Source organism: Pseudonocardia parietis (assembly GCF_017876315.1).
Taxonomy (GTDB): domain Bacteria; phylum Actinomycetota; class Actinomycetes; order Mycobacteriales; family Pseudonocardiaceae; genus Pseudonocardia; species Pseudonocardia parietis.
In genome coordinates, this window is sequence record NZ_JAGINU010000002.1 from 65,153 (window position 1) to 84,563 (window position 19,411).

Here is a 19,411-nt window from a genome sequence, read left to right on the forward strand (position 1 = left end):
CGGAATCTCCTCTCGGTCGGACGGATCGCGTTCGGACGGATCAGGTGATGAGCAGGCCGGTGCCCCAGCCTGTCGCGGGCTCGATCTCAGCGGCGAGGGCAGCTAGGCCGACCCCGGCAGCGCCTTCGAGGAAGCCGGGGCCTTCGGGAACGGCCTGGGCGCAGGCGCGGTGCAGCATCTCGGTGGCCAGCGCGCGGAGTCGGGAAGCGGCCGGCTCCGGTGTGTCGATGGCGGTATGAGCGGTGATCCGGGCGGGTCCGGCGTAGCCGTGGCACAGCGAAGCGTCGCTGATCAACGCATCCTGTTCCGGGTCGGTCACCGCACTGATCACGGCTTCCTCGGCGATCTGGCGGCGATCGGCGTCGTCGAGGGCCAGGGCGGCGAGGTGCAGGGTGCGGGCGATGCCCGCTGTTCCGTAGCACCAGCTCGGGCGTCGGCTGGCCCCGCTGTGCCGCACGTACATCGGCGTCGAACGCGCCTCGTCTCGGGTGACCATGTAGGGCCACCGGTGCCCGCTCGGAGTGCTTATGCGCCAGGAGTCCAGCCACGCGCAGATCGTCGCGACGGCCTGGCGCTGCCCGTCCACGGCGATGCCCCGGCGCAGGGCCTGGGCCAGCAGTGCCAGCGGGCCGCCGATGCCGTGTGCTACGCCGAAGTTGCCGTGGCCTCCGGGGAACTCGTCGTCCTCGTGGCCGGTGGGACCGGTGAGGGTCCACCACCCCGGCAGGGCCTCTCCTTCGACCATCACCGGTTGGGTGAGCCGCACGAGGGCGCCCAGAACGGCCGGCAGGGCGGTGCCGTCGGGGTCGTGGTGCAGCAGATGGGCACCGAGACCAGCGAGGCCCCGAATCGTGTCGAACTCGGCCATCTGCGGCAACATCCCGACGACGTCCATGCGCTCGTGGGCCTTGTCGACGCGGTTGTGGGCGTCGGCGGCGATCTGCCGGGTCAAGGGCGTGAGGGCGGACTGGTACGTGCCGGGACGGACTGTGGCGGCTCCCGCGAGGGCGCGCGCGACTGCCGGCGCGCCGTAGAACAAGCCGGTGCTCGCTCCGGCGGTGATCGGCTTGCTGGTGACGGCGGTCAGCCAGTCATGGGCGCGGTCGAACGGCCGTATCCCGGCGGCTGCCAGCTCGATGTGCAGCAGTGCCACACCAGGAGCGCCGTGGGCGAGGGATTGGTGCCACCACGGCTCGTCCGTGGGCAGGTGGGGGGCGTCCGGCCGGGCGAGGCGATCGGCGATCCCCGTCGCGTACTCGACCGCGGCATCCGAGGCGAGGTCGGCGTTCATCGCGGTCCTCCGGTGCGGGCGGCGAAGGTCAGGGCCGCGGTCCGGGCCAGGTAAAGGCACACCGCCTTGTCGTCGGGCTCGATGCCGTAGGCCCGCAGGAAGTGCGTGTGCAGCAACGAGCCCAAGGCGGCGTCCGGGTCGACGCCCTCGGCCTCAGCCCCGGACAGGTGCGCTCGGTAGGCAGCTACGGTCTGGGCGCGCTCGGCCCATGTCGCGACGACCGAAGCCGCACCCGGCGTGCTGCGCAAGGCGCGGAAATTCTCGGAGGGGTCGGCGAGGCATTGTGCCTCGGTGAACACCGGCCGGGGCACGACGGTAGGAGGTTTGGCCGGGACATGGTCGACCAGCCACCGCATCCCGGCCTCGGTCCCTCCCATGAAGGCGACGGCGATGGCGGCGAAGTTCGCCGCGGCCAGAGCATGGTCGTGCGGTCGCGCGGGCCAGGCGAGCTCGGCGAGCACGGCGCGGGAGTCAGCCGTGAAGAACGCCTCGACGGCTGATAGTGCCGCACCTGAGCCCCAGCGGCCGGTCTCCGGGTAGGAGGTCGCGAAAGCGATGTCGCGCAGCAGGCCGAGGCGGCGGAGCCGGTCGGCCCAGGCGCTGACCCGGCCGGCCGCCTCGCCGAACACCACTGGCTCAGTGCTGAGGAGACTGATCCGCAAGCGCAGGTAGTGCTCGTTGCCCTCGCGGAATCGCAGAAACCACCACCGCGGTTGGGCATCGCCCCACTCCGCCAGCAGTGCGGGCAGGTGCTTGGCGAGCACGGTGTTGTGACGTTGCGGGTCGCCGTAGAGCTTGGCGAACAGCATGGGGGAACCACCCGGCGACAGCCCGTGCTCACCTGGCCGGACGATCCGCTGGGGCGTCGGGCGCGGTGGCCGCGTCGTGGCCTGCGGCTGACAGCTGGCCATGGGCACGACGACGTCGTGAGCACGGCCATCGAGCCATCCGGCGGCGTCCTCAGCGGGTCCTTCCTCCAGCACCGCGTGGGGGTGGGTACCGAGGTGCTCGCGCAGCAGGACCCGGTGTGCGTCCTCGACGAGATCGAGCGGCAACCGCCAGTCCCCGTCGACCAGGAACACCGCCTGCGGGAGGCGGCGGCGGGTGCGCCACTCGGCCAGGGCGCTGTCCCAGGTCGCCCAGCTGGAGGTCCGGTCGGGAAGGTCGGCTGCGGCCAACCGCCACCGGGCCGGGGACAGCACGATGCGGCCGAAGCGCAGCCGAGGAAGAAACGGCAACGTGGCCGCCGTGCCCCAGTCGAAGTCGGTGACCTCCGCGCAGTGTGCGCGGGTCAGTTCGACCAGGAGGCGGGCCAGCGGCGGAGTGTGTTTGCGTAGGTTGAGTGCGTGCAAGCCCCACGCTTCGACCCTCGCGCCGAGGGCGGGTGCGGTCAGATACAGGCGGTCGCTGTCGCAACTGACCGCCAAGTCCGCCGCCGTGAGGACCGCCGTTGACGCGGCGGTGTCGCGGTGTTCGGCGAGGCTGACGATGGTTGGCAGGACCTGGGCGCTGCGGGCGACGTGTGCGGTGGCGGGGTCCAGAGGCGGGAATGACAACTGGGCCTGGATTACCCCGTCAGACGCGGGCGGGGCGAGCGGCGTGATCAGCATTCGGCGGTCGTGTTCGTCGAACAGGTGCAGGAAACGGCCGCTGACGACGCCGGCCGATCGCGAGACTGAGGTAACGACGAGCTGGAAGTTGCCCTGCTTCAGGGCTTGCAGGCTCGGGGAGTCGACACGGGCGCACAACTCGAGGTGCGAGGGCAGCCGCATCGAGTGCACAGGCGCCAGCTCCAGCTCGGCGATCAACCTCTCGCCGAGGACGACCTCTTGCTGACCGTCCAACGCGGCGGCCTGGGCCAACGCCAGCAGCCGTTCGTCCCGAGGCGTCTGCTGGGGTCGTGTGACCACTCCGCTGGTGCCGGGGTAGCCGTCAGGCCAGCCGATCCCGCTGTCGGCAATGACCTCGAGCAGTGGCACCTGTGCGCCGGTGCCGAACCGCTGGTAGAAGCGTCGGTGGAAGTCCGCCCAGGCTGCCGTACTGCTGGCGCGGGAGGTCAGGCGCGCCAGGACCAGCGCGGCACGTTCCGCTTCGCGGGCGACTGCGCTGGGGAGCACGACGTCCAGGTCCAGCCGCAGGTCGACCGTGACTGGGCTCCGCCGTGACGGAGCCAGGCGGCTCATGGACGCGGCGGCGTCGGTCCGTAGCCTGCGCCGCGCTTCCGCTGGGCTGTTCCGATGTCGCCGCAACATGTCGTGGATGTCGTTCAGCGTCATGCACCGCTCGGTGGCAGCCTCGCCGACCGTGGCCAGCTCGCGCACCAAGTGGCCAAGTGCGTCGGGCTCCGTGCTCGGCGCATGGAGGTTGGTGACGAGCACGCGACGAGCGACCAACGTGGCCAGCAAGCCGGTCACCGTGCTCCCGGCGGTGCTCGGGAACTCGGCCTGTACCTGCTCGCGCATGTCATCGAAAGGAATCGGTGTCCGCGCAGCTCGCACGGCCGCGCGCACCGGGCCGGTGTAGCGAAGTTCGACTTCGACTGCGCCGGTGCCTCGATGGTTGACGGTCGGCTGGTACGGAACCACAAGCCGCTCACCGCGCACCATCAACGTGGAGTTCGCGACGAGGACCAAGCGCTCCAGGATCTCGGCCTGACCTTCCAACCGTCGGATGACCTCGGCCAGCCACCCGGCGTCGGCCGCAGCGTCCGCGCGATGATCATCACCCCAACGCTGAGAGGGATCCGCGTCGAACCGCGCGGCGGTGACCCCGGCGAACAAGCCGTTGGGAGTCGGACGGCCGGTCAACCGTGCCAGGTACCGCAGAACGGACAGCACCACGCGCCGGGATTCGCGCTCGCTGGCAACCTGAGCGCCACACAGGTTGTGGACGCGGTCAGCAAGGACAGGGCTGGCCAGGCCGATGGCGTCACGGACGGCTTCGACCTCCCACACTTCGCGCAGCCAGTCCACCCACGCGGTGACGGCGTCGGCCCCGGTCGCGGTCAGCGTCGGCCACGGCGGAAGTTTCAGCTCGCCCTCTGCAACAGCCCGGACCAACAGGCCACCCGCGGCTCGAAAGCCGACGCGGTCGGGCAAGGCCGTGGACACGGGACACCTCTCCAAAGCGACGGATGGAAACCGGACGCCCGCCCAAGAAGCCCCTGGCGGGCGTCCGGTCGCTCGTGACAATCAGGCGGCGCTGATGCAGGTCGACTTCTCGCACGTCGTCCCGCAGCCGTCATCCGTCATGTTGATCAGATGCGCCGGGTCCACCACCTCGACCAGCGTGATGTCGAGGTCGAACTCCGAGCCCATCTCGACCTCCGCGGCGGGCGTGGCCACCGTGGTCGGCGACCACTCCATCTGAACCGTCACAGATCCTCCTTCGTGGGTTTTACGCTCCGAGTCCCGGCGAGTCGGCCGTGACTTCGCCCGCCAGGCGGACCAGCCCGGAACTCGACCGAGGTACCGAGCGCTCCCGCCAGCACACCCGCGAGCGGAATTCCATCGAAGTGGAGGGCAGTCCTACCACCACACACCCCTCGACGGCACGTCCCGGTGAAAGACGCTTCCGGATACTCGGGCTGCGCCGAAGCGGAAGCTCGCCCGGACCGCAGCGATATCAGTCAAACCCCTGGTGATCAACGATAGCCAGAGCGCCGACGCGGCGTCGATGAGGCGGCAATGAGGCGTCATCACCTCTGACCTGCATAAACGCCTTTTCAGAGGCGGTAGTCCGAACGGGTACAGCTCGCCGAGCGGGTGATCAGCCTTGACCCGTAGCTGGCTATCGTGGCAGGTGACCGACGGGGTGAGGTGGTGTTCATGAGTGACCGACGAGATGCCTTCGCCGCGCGGCGTGAGCAGATGGGCTACACCCAGGAGAGCTTCGGCGCGGCGGTGGGCGTGGAGTTCTCCACGGTCGGACGCTGGGAACGCGGCACCCTGACCCCGCAGCCGTACCGTCGACCGTGTTTGGCTAAGAGGTCGCGCGGATTGATCACGACTCGGTCGCGGCCAGGCATGGCGAACAAGGCGCGGGCACGAGACCTGCCGATCATGAAGTTGTCTACGCTTCGTGATCGTCTGGAGGCCGCGTGCCCGCCCTGCCATCATGGCTGACTGAACCACTCTGGGACCAGTTCGCCGCGCTGCTGCCCGCACGGGCTGAGTTCGATCCCACTCATCCGTGGGGCTGTCACCGCCGCCGGATCGCGGATCGGATCGTGTTCGACAGGCTCATCCAGGTGCTGCGGTTCGGCTGCTCCTACCAGGGCATCGCCGACAGCACCTGCTCGGCGACCACCATCCGCGATCGCCGCGACGAGTGGATCCGGCTCGGAATCTTCACCCAGCTACGCCGGATCGCCCTCGAGGCCTACGACCGCATCGTCGGCCTGCTGCTTCACGACATTGCCGTCGACGGCGCCATCACCAAGGCCCCCGGCGGCGGCGAGGTCGCCGGCCCGTCGCCGGTTGACCGGCGCAAACAGGGCATGAAGCGCTCGGTGCTCGTCGAGGGCTACGGCATCCCGCTGGGCCGAGTTCTGGCCGGGGCGCACCGCCACGACTCCCCGCTGCTGGGCCCCACCCTCGACCACCTCGATGCTCTCGGACCGCTGCCCGAGGAGATCACCGTGCACCTCGACGCCGGCTACGACTCGGGCAAAACCCGCGACAAGCTGGCCGAACGGGGCCTGCACGGCGAGATCGCGCACAAGGGCGAGAAGGCGCCGATCCAGGCCACCCACCGCTGGCACGTCGAGCGCACCAACGCCTGGCACAACGGCTTCAACCGGCTGCAGCGTTGCTACGAGCGCCGCGAGACCGTCGTCGACGCATTCTTCGACCTCGCCGACACGATCATCACACTCCGTAGCCTGATCCGGCAGGCCTGGACCACGCACCGCTGGGACACCCGGCCTACGCGACGCCCGTGATCACCAACCAATCCGCGCGACCTCTAAGACCCTCGATGTGAGCCTCGACCAGTTGGATGCGTTGCTCACGCCGAACCGGCAAGCTTCTACCATTGCCACTGAACCAGCCGACCCTGCGGAGGCCGACGACATGAACCGTCGTGACCTGCTGCGCTTGTTCAGCATGACCGGCGCGTTGCTCGCGCTGCCTGCTGGCGAGACAGTACTCGGCGACGTCGACCGGCTCGCCGCCACAGCTCACGCGGGCACGGTGGACACGGCGGGAGCAGCGGAGTTCGCCCAGCTCAACTCCCACCTGTGGCGCGTGTACGCACTGTCGCCGACCAAGGCCCAGGTGCTGCCGCTGGTCCGAGCCCAACTCGGTGTACTCAGCGACTCCTTGCGACGACCGCAGACACCGACCATCCGACAACGGCTCTGCGAGCTGACCGCCGACCTCTTCCAGTTGGCGGGGGAAATCTTCTTCGACGGCAACCGATACACCGACGCCGCTCACTGCTACACGCTTGCGGCAACAGCGAGCAAGGAGGCCGTCGCTTCCGACCTGTGGGCCTGCGCGTTGACCAGGCATGCTTTCGTCGCCGTGTACGAGCGCCGATTCGCGGATGCCGCGCCGATGCTCGACGTGGCCGCCACCATCGCACGTCGAGGCGACCCCAGCCTGTCGACCCGACACTGGGTCGCCGTGGTGCAGGCCGAGACCTTCGCCGGCCTCGGCGACTTTGACTCCTGCCAACATGCCCTCGACACCGCTGCTGAGGTCCAGCGCCTACGGGGCCAGGTGCACAACGGCGGCTGGCTCCGGTTTGATGGCTCCCGCTTGGCTGAAGAACGCGGAACCTGCTACGTCACGCTGGGCCGCCACGACCTAGCTGAAGCGGCTCTGGTCGACGCCCTGCAGGGCACCTTGACCGCCCGCCGGAAAGCAGGCGTCCTGACCGACCTGGCGATGATCGGCGTGCACCGTCGCGACCCGGACCAGGTCGTCACCTACGCCGACACCGTCCTGACTACCGCCCGCCAGACCCGCTCGGGGGTCATCGCACAGAAGCTGCGGGTCCTTCAGCCACACCTTGCTTCCTTGCTCAACGACCAACAAATCCAGCGACTCGATGCCGAGATCACCAAACTCGTCGGCAACCGCGCCGCGTGATGGAGGACGACCGAATGCACAACGACCGTGGCCGCGTGTTCCGCGAGGCGTGGATCGCCGGAGTCACCAAGCACTACCCCGGTGAGCCGAAGCCTGGCTACATCACCCCGTGGGACCAGACCCCCGACTGGGAACGCGACGCCGCGACCGCCGTGTACGACCAGGTCGTCGCCTTCATCAAGGCCACCGACGGCGCCACCACCAAACTGACCCCAGACCAGAAAGGCCGCTTTGTGGCGTTGTGCTGGATCGGCCAGATCTTCAAGCACTTCCCCGAGCCGAAGCCGTCGTACGTCGCGGACTGGAACGATTTGCCGGACTGGCAGAAGGCGACGGATATCGACATCTTCGAGCGCATCGAACGCGATGCCTGACCAGGCGACGATCGACGCTGCGGCCGTCGATGCTCGCCTTGCCGAGACCGAGTACGACGACGCTCAGGCGTGGCTACACGCACGTTCGACCGCGTTGGAGCCGCTCGCAGCCGAGGTCTGGGTCACCGACCCGGAGCACCGCCACGTGCTGCTCGTGCGGCACCGGGTGCGAGGCTGGGTACCGCCTGGCGGAACCGTCGAGCCAGGCGAGACGCCTCGAGCCGCAGCAGCCCGTGAACTCTTGGAGGAGACCGGCCTGCTGGGCGAGCTGCTGTCAGTGCCGGCGGCCGTCGCTGTCCGCTCTTTCCGCGCCGACTGGACGCCAACGCTGAGCCTGTCCTACGGAGCCGTCATCAACCGCGACGCGCCACTCGGCGGGGAGAAGGGACAGCCGCCGAAGTGGGTCGACTTGACGAATCGTGGGAGAGCGTGTTCCCCGAGGATCGCGACCGAATCCGCGCGTATGTGCGCAGGCTCGCGGCAGAGCACGCGGTCGAGGCGCGCTGATCCTGTCGGGCGGGGCTTTAGTTGGTGGCGGCCCCTGCGGACAAGCACAGATCGTCCCAAGCACCATCCCGCTCTGGCGTTTTCATGGGCGGTCTGGGTCGCACGTCCGGACGTGAACGTCCGCCGTTTCGTCGTTGACATGGCCGCTGATCAGGTCCGATCAACGCCGGGTAGCGTGGGTGCGCTAGCGAATCTGGGAGTGATTATGGCGATACGACGAGATGCTCTCGCAGCACGGCGCGAGGCTCTCGGCTTCACCCAGGAAACCCTCGCCCAGGAGCTTGGGGTGGAGCTCTCGACAACCTGACCTCGCCTGCGAGTGGGCCGCTCACCTGGAAGGGAGGGACGACCGACGAACGTTCAGCGGGGTCGCCGACGGTGCTCATCACGGGCTGCTTCCTGTCGTGCCCGTGACCCTACTTGGTCAGGGCGCGCAGGCGGTGGTGAGCGCGGCGGCCTGATCGGCCCTGGTCTGCAGCCAGGCGGCTGGAGCACTGGTGAGGGTGTCCAGGGTGGCCGTCTGCAGGGTGGCGGCCAGGTCGGTGATGGCGCGGCCGATGTCGGTGTCGCTGGTGGTCGCGGCCAGGTCGGTGAGCTCGGTGGCGGTGGTGTGCGCCTGGTCCAGTGCGGCCTGCGGTGCGCTGAGGTCGGGCGGGTTGGCGACCAGTGCCAGCGCGTCGCTACACACCTCGGCGGCGGCGACCGCGCCGGTCACGGTGTCCGCGGCCGAACCGGCGGTGTCGCCGGCCTGCTGGACAGCGCCGCAGCCGCTGATCGCCGCCACGACGCCCACGCCGAGCAGCACAGAGGTCCATCGAGTCGAGATGCGCATGAGCGGGTTCCTTTCCGGATGGGCTGGGTCTGTGGGGTGGTGCCGCCCACCGCTGGTGGGGGGAGTGAGCGGTGGGCGGCACCGGGGCGGTCGACGCGCGTCAGTCGCGCGTCGACAGGCCAGTGGGCGAGGACGGGGCCGTCTCGGCTGCGGCCGCCCCGGTTTGGGCTGGCTCGGTCGTGACCGTGTCGGGCTCCGCACCGGCCAGCGAATCGGCAGAGGCAGCCGCTGGGGTGGCCGGGGTGGTGCGGGTGCGGATCCAGCTGGCCGTGACGGCGACGGCGAGCAGGAGGGCGACCACGGCCAGCGAGAACCAGGTGGGGATCTTGTAGAGGTCGAGCAGCAGCATCTTGATGCCGACCCACACCAGCACCAGGGCGAGGCCTAGCTTGAGGTAGATGAAGCGGTGCATCAGGTCGGCGAGCAGGAAGTACATGGCGCGCAGGCCCAGGATGGCGAAGGCGTTGGAGGTGAACACCAGGAACGGCTGCTGGGTGATGGCGAAGATCGCCGGGATGGAGTCGACGGCGAAGACGATGTCGGTGACCTCGACCAGCACCAGCACCGCCAACAGAGGGGTGGCCACCCAGCGCCCGGCCTGGCGCACCAGGAACTTCTGCCCGTGGTACTCCTCGGTGGTGGGGATGACCTTGCGGAACAGGCGCAGCACGACGCTGCGGTCGGGGTCGATGGTCTCGTTGCGGTGCACGGCCATCCGGACACCGGTGGCGACCAGGAAGGCGCCGAACACGTACAGGATCCAGGCGAAGGACGCGATGAGCACCGAGCCCGCGGCGATGAACACCGCCCGGAACACCAGTGCGCCGAGCACGCCGTAGAACAGCACGCGGTGCTGGTACTCGCGGGGAACGGCGAAGTAGCCGAAGATGATCGCGAAGACGAACACGTTGTCCACCGCGAGGGACTTCTCGATCACGTAGCCCGCGAAGTACTGGGCGGCGAACTCGCTGCCCCACGCCCACCACACGATCGCGCCGAACCCGAGGCCGAGCGCGACCCACACCGCCGACCAGGCGGCGGCCTCGCGGACCCCGACCACGTGTGCGCGGCGGTGGGCGAACAGGTCGATCGCGAGCATCACCAGGATCACGCCGAGCACCGCGGCCCACGCCCACAACGGAACAACCACAGTCAAGCACCTCCGGTCACGTCGAGTGAAACCGGAGGTCTCCCCAACCGCCAGAGCACGTGCGCTGGGTCCGGTGGCGCCGGGACCGGGCAGCCATCGAACTGCCGTAATGACGATCCCGGACGTGGTGGGTACTCCCCTCCGCACCACCAGAATGACGAAATACGGTTCGCCTGTCAAGGCTTGACTGGCGAACCGTACTTCGTCAATCTGGAAATGAGGCCAGCGCGCGGCCTCCTCGATCCGTGCCGTGGAAAGCAGGTCCGCTGATGCCCGCCCAGTGCACAACCCTCGTCTGCGTCGTCGACGCCACCGATCCCGCGCCGGCCGCCGAGCTGCCCGCGGCGGTCGAACTGATCGCCGACCACGGCCACCTCGTGCTCGCCGTGCTGCACCCGCCGCCGGGGCTCACGCTCAACGCGCGGCTGATCGCCTGGCAGCAGGTCCGCCGGGAGCAGGTCACCGCCGCGGCGCTCGCTCCCGCGCTGTCACGGCTCCCGTCATCCGGGCTGGCCGAGCGGGGCGTGCGGATCCACACCACCGCGTGGCATCACCGTCGCGGGCCGGGCGGCCGGCATCGGCGCGTGGCCGCCGCCCTGCTGCGACTGTGCCGAGTGCACGACGCCGACGTGCTCGTGTTGCCCGCCCATCCTCGCGCCGAGCTCCTCACGCCTGCGACCTGCCAGTACCTGCTCGGCCTCACTCAACCTCGGCTGCGGATCCGCCGCGCAGACGAGCACACCCTGCCCGACGCGATGCTGGTCTGATCACACCCGGTCGAGCAGCTCCCCGCCGATCCGGACCCCGCGCCGACAGCGGCATCGAGAGTGGAAGGAATGCCTTATGGTCGGCCCCATGCGGCCTGCCGAACCCCCACCCGACCACGCCCTCCCCACCCCAGCGGGCTCGGATCCCACCGACTCCGGCACGGTGGATTCTGGCGTGGTGGATGCTGGTGCGGAACCGGCCGACGCCGCCGCGTCGCAGACGCCAGGGTCGTGGATGTTCCTGCGCAACCACGCCCACGTGCTGCTCTGCCTGGCCGCCGACCCGCACCAGACCCTGCCCGTCATCGCCCAGAAGGTCGGCATCACCACCCGCGCCGTCCAGCTCATCCTCACCGACCTCATCCAGGGCGGCTACATCGAGCGCACCAAAGTCGGCCGCCGCAACCACTACCGCATCAACCCCGACGGCCATCTGCGCCACCCGCTGGAAGCCCACCACCGCATCGCCGACCTCATCACCGCCGTCGGTCCCGCCACCCCTGACGATGCTCGTGATGCTTCGGCTGACGGCGCCTCGACTCCTCCGCGTCGTCGCCGCACCGGATAACTCGCCACCCTTGGTAAACGAACCACAGTTCGTCATTCTCGACGTTGAGGGGGAGTACCTCAACGACCAAGCCCCGCGTCGTCAACACGATCTGGCCGACCCGGATCCGGCGCAGGCACCCGCCGCCCCACCGCGCGGGTCCAGGAAACCTCACGCCACCGACGCCAGCACCACCAAGCACGCCCTGGCAAGGGCTACGTGGCGTGGCCGGGCGGTGTGCGGACAGGACCTCGCGACGACCAGCGCCCCTCTCGCTTCGCACCCCACACTGACACGCCACCCGGGACGGCGTGTGTTCATCGTGGCGGGCGGGGCGGCACCAACGCTGCGCAGGTGATGACCAACGCCAGCAGAATGAGTGCCGTGACAGCGATGTCGATGAGGAATCCGGTGAGCATGGTGAACATGGTCAGTCCTTCTCAATCACGTGCTGCTCGGCCTCAATCACGTGCTGCTCGGCTCGGCGGCGGGTGCGCAGGCTCGCCGCGATGACGACGGCGAGGATGGCCACGATGACAGCGAGGGAGACCGGCGTGGGGATCTGCGGGGTGGCCGGCCAGATTCCGTGGGCCCAGTGCAACACCAGTTTCAGACCGATGAACGCGAGAATGACCGCCAGGCCGTGGTTGAGATAGACGAGCTTGGCCAGCGTGGTGTGGAGCACGAAGTAGAGCGCGCGCAGGCCGAGCAGCGCGAAGGCGTTGGTGGCGAATACCAGGTAGGGGTCCGCGGTGATGCCGTAGACCGCGGGGACCGAGTCCACGGCGAACACCACGTCGGTCACGAACACCGCGGCGACCACCACCGCAAGCGGCGTGAGCGCGCGTCGTCCGTGCTCCCGTACGGTCAGCCGGGTGCCTCGGTAGTCGTCGGTGACGGGCATGAACCTGCGGAGCAGTCGCACGATACGCATCTGGGATACGTCGCGGCCCGCGAAGGCCGAACCGGTGTGCACCTCGTGCAGGATCTTGCCCGCGGACACGAGCAGGATCAGGCCGAAGAGGAGGAACGCCCAGGTGCCTGCCTGCAGCAGCGCCGCGCCCGCCGCGATGAAGATGCCCCGCAGGACCAGGGCACCGGCGATGCCGTACAGCAGCACCCGTTGCTGAATGGGGGACGGGACCGCGAACCCGGCCAGGATCAGCATGAACACGAACAGGTTGTCCACCGACAGTGACTTCTCCACCACGAAGCCGGTGATGAACTCCAGTGCCGGCCCGCTGTCGAACACCGCCCACAGCCAGATCCCGAACAGGACGGGCAGCGTGAGATAGAACACCGACCAGCCAATCGCTTCCCGTATCGACACCTCGTGGGGACGGCGGGTGACGGCGAAATCGGTGACGAGGAGGCCGAGTATTACGGCGATGCTGGCGACCCACAACCAGGGCGACCCGATCGACGAGGACCCCGCCGAGTCGGCGGGCGCGGCCACGGACAGAGACGACACCACGGGATGAAAGGGCACGAAGACCTCCGCGCACGGACGACGTTCGAGGTCTCCTTCACCCTGGTGAGGGCGGTCGCCCGGGGACACCATGGGGTGTCCGTATTGACCAGGCAGACACTTAGGGAAGTACTCCCCTCTGCACGCAGTGTCACTGAACCCTTTCCAACCTGGTGACCATGCGGGTTGACGTGTCCGGCGCGGCGGGCCTGGAAAGTAGAAGAGCCCCTGGTAGACGAGTGATTGTCTAGATCATCTCGTTGTCCACCAGGAGCTCCGGTGCTTTCCTACCCGTCCGCGCTGTCGGTGTCCACTCGCGCGCTGATCACCTTGACCAACGCCCTGCAGCGCAGCCGCAACCAGCGCGGTACTCGCTGGCGGCGACTCCCGGTCAGCCGTCACGCGCTGCTCGCCCTGGCGCACCTGCGCAAGGGCGAGACCTACCCCGACCTCGCCGCCGGGTTCGGGATCGGCACCACCACGGCGTTCCGCTACGTCCGCGAGGCGATCGACGTCCTCGCCGCCCAGGCGCCCACCTTGGCCGAGGCGGTCGCGGTCGCGCTGCGCAAGGCGTTCGTGATCCTCGATGGGACCCTGCTGCGGATCGACCGGGTCGCGATGGCCTCGGGCCGGGACCGCTCGTACTACTCGGGGAAATGGAAGTGCCACGGCATGAACGTGCAGGTCATCAGCGACCCGGCCGGGCGTCTGGTCTGGGCGTCGCCGGCGCTTCCCGGTGCGCGGCACGACATGGGTGCTGCCCGCGCGCACGGGATCATCGAGGCCCTCACCGCTGCTGGGGTGCAGGTAGTCGCCGACAGCGGATACCGCGGCGCCGGCCCGGTGTTCCAGCTGCCGCAGCGACGCCGCCCCGCAGACCGGCACACCGGCGAGCGCCGACGGCTCTCACAGGCGCAGCGGGAGGTCAACGCCGCCCACGCGGCGCAACGCGGCCCCGGTGAACGCGCGAACGCGATGTTCAAGAGCTGGAAGATTCTGCGGAAGATCCGGTGCTGCCCGCAGCGGACCACCGCGCTGGTCAACGCGATTCAGACCCTCATCCTCGCTGGCTGACGCCAAGTGGAAAGAGTTCACTGGCCGGAATGTGGCTGTCAAGGTTGATCGGGGGTGGATCTAGGATCGGTGGCGTGAGGCGCGCCGGGGTATGGCAGTGGCTGGACGGTCACGTCGACCATGAGCGGGGGGTGGGGGTCGCTGCTGGTGGGGTGGTGTCGCAGGCCCCGACGACCGTGGTCATCGAGCGGCTGCTGCGCACGCTCGGCCGGCCCGAGCAGCGGGTGCCGGTGATCCTGGTGGCCGGCACCAACGGCAAGAGCACGACCGCCCGGATCCTGGCCGCGGTGCTGGCGGGCAGTGGACTGCGGGTCGGGTTGTACACCAGTCCTCATCTGCACCGGCCGCAGGAGCGGATCACCATCGATGGTGTCACGATCACCGACGACGAGTTGGCGGCGGTGCTCGACCCGCTGGTGGCGGACGAGCGCACCGCGTCAGAGCTGGGGCGGCCCAGTTGGTTCGAATTGATGACCGCGGCCGCGGTGGGCTGGTTCGCCGACCAACGTGTTGATGTCGCGGTGGTCGAGACCGGTCTGGGTGGCAGCGGCGACGCGACCGCCGCGCTCGGCGCCGGCCTGGTGGTGGTCACGTCGGTGGGCGTCGACCACGTCGAGTACTTCGGTGACACGCGGTGGGACAACGCCGTGGCTGAGGCTGGCGCGGTTCCTGAGGGCGCGACCGTGGTGCTAGCCGAAGCGGACCCGGCCATGCACCCGCCGTTCCTGGGCCGCCGCCCCTCGCGCGTGGTGACCGTGGATCGTGACTTCGGCGTGGCCGCCGACGCGCCGGTCGCGGATGGCCGGACGGTGTCGCTGTTCACGCCCGGGGCGACTTATGACGACGTTTTCCTGCGTCTGCTGGCACCGTGGCAGGCGGCGAACGCGGCGACGGCGTTGGCCGCCGCCGAGGTGTGGCTGGCCCGGCCGGTGGCCGACCAGGTGGTGCGGGCGGTCTGCGGGGCGCTGCGGGCTTCGGGCCGCTTTGAGCTTGTCCACACCCCCGGCCCTGTGCTGATGGACGGCGCCCACAACGAGGAAGCGGCCACCGCGCTGGCACGGGCGCTGCGGGAGCGGTTCGACGGCGTCTCCCGCACCGTGGTGGTCGGTATGACCGGGACCCGCGCGCCGGAGGCGTTTCTGAGTGCCCTGGGGGTCGGGGCTGGTGACTGGGTGATCTGCACCTCGCCCCGGACACCGCGAGCGGTGCCGCTCGCCAGGCTCGCCGCCGCCGCGCGGGCGGTGGGCGCAGGATCGGTCGCGGTCGAGGCGGATGTGGGTGATGCGGTGCGCCGCGCGGCGGCGGCGAATGATAGCACGCTCACGGTAGTTACCGGGTCGCTCTATGTGATCGGCGAGGCGCTGCCCGTCGTGCGAGCGCTGGTGACGTGACCACCCGTGCTGCCCGGGCTGAGCGCCGCGCGTGCTGATCGGGAAGAGAGGGTACGAGATCCGGTCTCGAAATGGGTCCGGCGGCGCGGGGGCAACGGTGATCGCGCGAGCCGGTGGTGTGTCAGACTGCAGTGGTGAGGGGTGAACGGGTGATGTCGGATCAACCAGGCATCGCGCCTGAGCGCGTGGGACTCGATGTGGAACGCGCTGCTGGCACCCTGCGCGCGGGTGGGCTGGTCGCGTTCCCGACCGAGACCGTGTACGGGCTCGGCGCGGACGCGGAGAACGTCGACGCGGTGGAGCGTGTCTTCGCCGTGAAGGGGCGGCCCTCGACGCACCCGCTGATCGTGCACCTCAGCGGGGCGCGTCAGCTCCCCGACTGGGTCGCGGAGGTGCCCGACGCGGCGCGCCGCGTCGCTGACCGTTTCTGGCCTGGCCCGGTGACCCTGGTTCTTCGTCGGGGCCGCCGTGTTCCCCGCGCGGTCACCGGCGGTCTGGAGACGGTCGCGCTGCGGGTGCCCGACCATCCGGTCGCCCGCGCGCTGCTCACGGCGTTCGGTGGCGGTGTGGCGGCGCCATCGGCCAACCGTTTCGGCTCGGTCAGTCCCACGGCGGCTGCTCATGTTGGCGACGGGTTGGGCGCCGACGTCGACTACGTGCTGGACGGCGGCCCCTGTGCGGTGGGTGTCGAGTCCACGATCGTCGACCTCACCGGCGCACCTGCGATACTGCGCCCAGGCGGCGTGACACGAGAGGATCTTGAGCGCGCACTGGGTTGCTCCGTGCCGGTGCGGGCGAGGAGTGCCGTACGCGTTCCGGGCCAGCATCCGTCGCACTACGCGCCGAGGGCACGGGTTGTCCTGGTCGAGCCGGGCCAGGTGATCGGCCACGCCGAGTACCTGGCAGCGCAGGGCCGGCGCGTCGGCGTCCTGCTGCCGCCCGAGTTCGCGGGCGGTGCCGGTGCGTGTGCCGGGCAGCGCGTTATCGCGGTGCCGGACTCGGGTGCGCGGTACGCGCGGCGGCTTTTCGAGTTCCTCCGTGACTTCGACCGGCATGAGTGCGAGGTCGTGGTGGCCTCGGTTCCTACCCCGGACGGGCTCGGATTGGCGATCGCGGATCGGCTCCGCCGAGCGGCCGGGTCGCGCAGCCAGACGGCCGCGACTCCGGGCTGCTCAGCGGTTGCTGAGCGCGGCGACGAGGTGTTCGAGGTGGGCGGCGCGGGATGCTTTGATCAGGACGAGATCGTCGGGACGAAGGATTCGACTTAGCACGTCGTGGGCGGCCTGGCTGTCGGGAACGGCGATGATGTCGAGGGTGCTGTGCTCGGTGTCGGCCGCGTCGGCGATCAGAGGCGCGGTCCGGGTGCCGATGGTGATCAGGACGTCGAGGCCGGCGCGTGCGGCGAGCACGCCGAGGTGGTGGTGGGCGCCAGCGGCGTGGTCGCCGAGGTCGGCCATCTCGCCGAGGACGGCGATCCGGCGGCGGGCGGACATGGTGCTCAGGGTGGTCAGCGCGGCGGCCATGGAGTCGGGGTTGGCGTTGTAGGCGTCGTGGAGGAGCGTGACCCCGTCGCCCCGCACGATGGTTTGCATGCGCCCGCCGCTGGCGGGTTCAGCGGCGCTCAGGGCATCGGCGATGGTGTGGTGGTCAAGGCCGAGGCCGAGGGCGAGGGCGGCGACGGCGAGGGCGTTGCCGACGTGGTGCCGGCCGGTCAGGCGGAGCGTGACGGGTGCCGTGCCCTCGGGAGTGTGCAGGGTGAAGCACGCCCGGCCGCGCGGCGTGACGTGCACATCTCGGGCGTATACGCCGTTGGGGTGGGGGCGCTGGCTCCACCAGCGGGTGCGGGCGGGGGTGAGCGGGGCCATCGCGGCGACGAGCGGATCGTCGGCGTTGAGGATGGCCAGCCCACCGTGGTCTGCAGAGGGGAGCCCGGTCAGTAGTTCGCTTTTGGCCGCGGCGATCCCGGTTTGCCCGTCGGGGTATTGACCGAGGTGGGCGGTGCCGACGTTGAGCACGACCCCGACGTGGGGGGTGACCAGGCCGCACAGGTAGCTGAGGTGTCCACGGCCCCGGGCGCCCATTTCCAGGATGAGGTAGCGGGTGTCGGGGGTGGCGCGCAGGACAGTGAGGGGAAAACCGAGCTCGTTGTTGAAGGAGCGGTCTGTGGCGGCGACCGGGCCGTGGTGTGCCAGGACCTGGGTGGCGAGATCTTTGGTCGTGGTCTTGCCGTTCGACCCGGTGATGCCGATCACGGTGGCCGGCAGTCGGTCTGCCACGTGGCGAGCCAGGTCGCCGAGCGCGCGGGTCACGTCGGTGACCTGGACGGCAGGGGCGGGCACCGGGCGTGCGGCCAGCACCAGGGCGGCTCCCGCGGCGAGGGCCGCTGATGCATGGTAGTGCCCGTCGGTGCGCCGGCCGGGGAGGGCGGCGAACACGCCGCCGGGGTGGACCTGGCGGGAGTCGATGCTGGCGGGTGCGGTCACCAGCAGCGACGGGTCGGTCCCCGGGACGAGGTGACCGTCGGTGGCCGCGGCGATCGCGGCGGCGGTCAGGGGGATCATCGTGGTGACGCTCCTTCGGACGTGCAGTGGCTGGGGCCGGCCGGGTGGGTCTGCGGGGGTGGTGTCCGGGGGTTACGGGTTGCAGCATTCGCAGAACGTGGGATCGGCACGTCGTTGGCCGTCATCGCGAGGGTGGCGGCCGCGGTGCGGGCAGCGGGCACACCCGTGGATCGTTGCCAGGGTCAGGCGGGTGGGCTCGCCACACGTGCCGCAGGGCAGACCAGGTTCGCGGTCCACCGGGCCGAATCCGGGGGTGCCGCAGGCCGGGCACAGGGTGGCCAGACGCGAGGCGAGTTGGTGGGCGAGCACGCTGATCTCCCGCATGCGGGTGGGGTTGACGTGCGCGCGCATGTCGGTCTCCAGTCGCGCCAGGCCATCGGTGGAGTGCGCGGTGCACCGGCTGATCGCCGCATCGAGGTCGGCACGGGTCTGGATGCCCTTGCAGATGGGGCCTGGAGCCCGCACGTCGGCGGGGCTGTGGGGACGGACGATGACCGCGTGGGCACCGAAACCGACGCGCGCCAGGTAGGCGTCGGTTTCCTCGTCGAGGCGGCGGGTCGTGGTGTGGCTGAAGTTCGTCGGTGTGGTTCGGCGCTCCAGGATGCAGACGTCCCGCACCGTGTCGAGGAAGGCGAGGATCTCCTGGCCGGCGCTCAGCATTGGCGCGACCGGGTGCGGGCCGAAGGAGCCTTCGCTGGCCACGGCGAGTCCGAGGCCGGTCGACTCGATCGCGAGGCGCGCCTTGCGGACCGCGGTCTCGGCCGCCGACCCGGCGCGGGGGATCTCACCGGTGAAGGTGCCGAGCTGATCGGTGTCCACATCGTGGGCGAGCACAAGCCGCATGCCGGGGATCCGCGCCAGGGCGGCAGCGAGGGCTCGCTGCTTGCCGTGTCGGGTGGCCATCGCGACCGGTGCGCCCGCGTAGGGGTGCACGGCGAGCATTACACGAGGTTGCCGGATCGGGCGTCGATGCCGGTGAGCAGGGCCACGAGCTGCCCGATGGCGGTGTCACGGTCCATCGGGTGCCGCAGCGGCAAATCCGGATGCAACCGGTACCGGTTGCGCCGCCCCTCCCTGGTGCGTTCCAGGTAGCCCGCCTCGACGAGGTCGGCCACGATGCGCTGCGCCGCCCGCTCGGTGATGCCCACCACCTCGGCCACATCCCGCAACCGAACTTGTGGATCCCGCACCACGCACAGCAGTACGTGGGCGTGATTGGTCAAGAACGTCCACTCCTGCATGGCCGCAACTGTACCTCGTCGGGGGTAACGCATGTCACGCTTGCCAAAGCGCGTCATCAATGTCGTATGATTCATATCGCGTATTAGAACACAGGTCATTGGTAGCGAGCTTG

Annotated in this window: 19 protein-coding genes; 10 read left to right on the forward strand and 9 right to left on the reverse strand. The window is 69.8% G+C overall.

Annotated elements, in window-relative coordinates; genetic code table 11:
• Positions 1 to 40 precede the first annotated feature (40 nt).
• The 3 genes from JOF36_RS34645 to JOF36_RS34655 form a co-directional block, all read right to left on the reverse strand.
• The gene (locus JOF36_RS34645) at positions 41 to 1,291 is read right to left on the reverse strand and encodes a lanthionine synthetase C family protein (RefSeq protein WP_210036490.1); all 1,251 of its coding nucleotides are present in this window, start codon (positions 1,289 to 1,291) and stop codon (positions 41 to 43) included.
• The gene (locus JOF36_RS34650) at positions 1,288 to 4,401 is read right to left on the reverse strand and encodes a lantibiotic dehydratase (RefSeq protein ID WP_177242877.1); all 3,114 of its coding nucleotides are present in this window, start codon (positions 4,399 to 4,401) and stop codon (positions 1,288 to 1,290) included. The genes JOF36_RS34645 and JOF36_RS34650 overlap by 4 nt, the downstream gene beginning before the upstream one ends.
• An 81-nt stretch (positions 4,402 to 4,482) precedes the next feature.
• Positions 4,483 to 4,668, reverse strand: a complete 186-nt coding sequence (locus tag JOF36_RS34655; protein WP_009151814.1) for an FxLD family lanthipeptide — start codon at positions 4,666 to 4,668, stop codon at positions 4,483 to 4,485.
• 450 nt (positions 4,669 to 5,118) lie between these two features.
• Here JOF36_RS34655 and JOF36_RS39660 point away from each other — a divergent pair, with 450 nt between their 5' ends.
• The 5 genes from JOF36_RS39660 to JOF36_RS40485 are packed head-to-tail and all read left to right on the forward strand — an operon-like array spanning position 5,119 to position 8,574.
• Positions 5,119 to 5,415: a helix-turn-helix domain-containing protein gene (locus JOF36_RS39660; protein ID WP_245353128.1), complete on the forward strand. Its 297-nt coding sequence runs from the start codon at positions 5,119 to 5,121 to the stop codon at positions 5,413 to 5,415.
• Complete coding sequence (locus tag JOF36_RS34665) at positions 5,391 to 6,233, forward strand: IS5 family transposase (protein WP_210036491.1); 843 nt, start codon at positions 5,391 to 5,393, stop codon at positions 6,231 to 6,233. The genes JOF36_RS39660 and JOF36_RS34665 overlap by 25 nt, the downstream gene beginning before the upstream one ends.
• A 37-nt stretch (positions 6,234 to 6,270) precedes the next feature.
• Positions 6,271 to 7,386, forward strand: coding sequence for an NsdA family TPR-like regulatory protein (locus tag JOF36_RS34670; protein WP_307862782.1), 1,116 nt, complete (start codon positions 6,271 to 6,273; stop codon positions 7,384 to 7,386).
• 14 nt (positions 7,387 to 7,400) lie between these two features.
• A complete protein-coding gene (locus JOF36_RS34675) occupies positions 7,401 to 7,760 on the forward strand; it encodes a hypothetical protein (RefSeq protein WP_073575400.1) in 360 nt (119 codons plus the stop codon).
• Complete coding sequence (locus JOF36_RS40485) at positions 7,753 to 8,574, forward strand: NUDIX domain-containing protein (RefSeq protein WP_281072827.1); 822 nt, start codon at positions 7,753 to 7,755, stop codon at positions 8,572 to 8,574. Before JOF36_RS34675 ends, JOF36_RS40485 begins: the two co-directional genes overlap by 8 nt.
• 117 nt (positions 8,575 to 8,691) lie before the next feature.
• Here JOF36_RS40485 and JOF36_RS34685 read toward each other — a convergent pair whose 3' ends face one another.
• Complete coding sequence (locus JOF36_RS34685) at positions 8,692 to 9,099, reverse strand: bacteriophage spanin2 family protein (protein ID WP_005456771.1); 408 nt, start codon at positions 9,097 to 9,099, stop codon at positions 8,692 to 8,694.
• Between the two features lie 100 nt (positions 9,100 to 9,199).
• On the reverse strand, positions 9,200 to 10,249 hold the full coding sequence (locus JOF36_RS34690) for a TerC family protein (protein WP_005456772.1): 1,050 nt from the start codon (positions 10,247 to 10,249) through the stop codon (positions 9,200 to 9,202).
• Positions 10,250 to 10,518: 269 nt separating this feature from the next.
• Between JOF36_RS34690 and JOF36_RS34695 the strand changes: the two genes are divergently transcribed.
• Complete coding sequence (locus JOF36_RS34695) at positions 10,519 to 11,016, forward strand: hypothetical protein (RefSeq protein WP_005456773.1); 498 nt, start codon at positions 10,519 to 10,521, stop codon at positions 11,014 to 11,016.
• Between the two features lie 178 nt (positions 11,017 to 11,194).
• Positions 11,195 to 11,584: a helix-turn-helix transcriptional regulator gene (locus tag JOF36_RS34700; RefSeq protein WP_307862783.1), complete on the forward strand. Its 390-nt coding sequence runs from the start codon at positions 11,195 to 11,197 to the stop codon at positions 11,582 to 11,584.
• A 409-nt stretch (positions 11,585 to 11,993) separates the two neighbouring features.
• On the opposite strand, the gene JOF36_RS34705 is transcribed toward JOF36_RS34700, so the two are convergent.
• On the reverse strand, positions 11,994 to 13,025 hold the full coding sequence (locus JOF36_RS34705) for a TerC/Alx family metal homeostasis membrane protein (RefSeq protein ID WP_245353161.1): 1,032 nt from the start codon (positions 13,023 to 13,025) through the stop codon (positions 11,994 to 11,996).
• 285 nt (positions 13,026 to 13,310) lie between these two features.
• Here JOF36_RS34705 and JOF36_RS34710 point away from each other — a divergent pair, with 285 nt between their 5' ends.
• The 3 genes from JOF36_RS34710 to JOF36_RS34720 all read left to right on the forward strand — a co-directional run bounded on the left by JOF36_RS34710 (position 13,311) and on the right by JOF36_RS34720 (position 16,764).
• The gene (locus tag JOF36_RS34710; RefSeq protein WP_210036492.1) at positions 13,311 to 14,105 is read left to right on the forward strand and encodes a transposase family protein; all 795 of its coding nucleotides are present in this window, start codon (positions 13,311 to 13,313) and stop codon (positions 14,103 to 14,105) included.
• A 74-nt stretch (positions 14,106 to 14,179) separates the two neighbouring features.
• Positions 14,180 to 15,496: a bifunctional folylpolyglutamate synthase/dihydrofolate synthase gene (locus JOF36_RS34715; RefSeq protein WP_005456777.1), complete on the forward strand. Its 1,317-nt coding sequence runs from the start codon at positions 14,180 to 14,182 to the stop codon at positions 15,494 to 15,496.
• Positions 15,497 to 15,630: 134 nt separating this feature from the next.
• Complete coding sequence (locus tag JOF36_RS34720; protein WP_236808252.1) at positions 15,631 to 16,764, forward strand: L-threonylcarbamoyladenylate synthase; 1,134 nt, start codon at positions 15,631 to 15,633, stop codon at positions 16,762 to 16,764.
• On the opposite strand, the gene JOF36_RS34725 is transcribed toward JOF36_RS34720, so the two are convergent.
• From JOF36_RS34725 to JOF36_RS34735, 3 genes are all read right to left on the reverse strand, one after another.
• Positions 16,669 to 18,057, reverse strand: a complete 1,389-nt coding sequence (locus JOF36_RS34725) for a UDP-N-acetylmuramoyl-tripeptide--D-alanyl-D-alanine ligase (protein WP_005456779.1) — start codon at positions 18,055 to 18,057, stop codon at positions 16,669 to 16,671. The two genes, JOF36_RS34720 and JOF36_RS34725, sit on opposite strands and share 96 nt — an antisense overlap.
• 72 nt (positions 18,058 to 18,129) lie before the next feature.
• Positions 18,130 to 18,999: a DUF6671 family protein gene (locus tag JOF36_RS34730; protein WP_005456780.1), complete on the reverse strand. Its 870-nt coding sequence runs from the start codon at positions 18,997 to 18,999 to the stop codon at positions 18,130 to 18,132.
• Positions 18,999 to 19,298 (reverse strand): helix-turn-helix transcriptional regulator, encoded by a 300-nt coding sequence (locus JOF36_RS34735; RefSeq protein WP_005456781.1) that lies wholly within the window; start codon positions 19,296 to 19,298, stop codon positions 18,999 to 19,001. Before JOF36_RS34735 ends, JOF36_RS34730 begins: the two co-directional genes overlap by 1 nt.
• Positions 19,299 to 19,411: the final 113 nt, after the last annotated feature.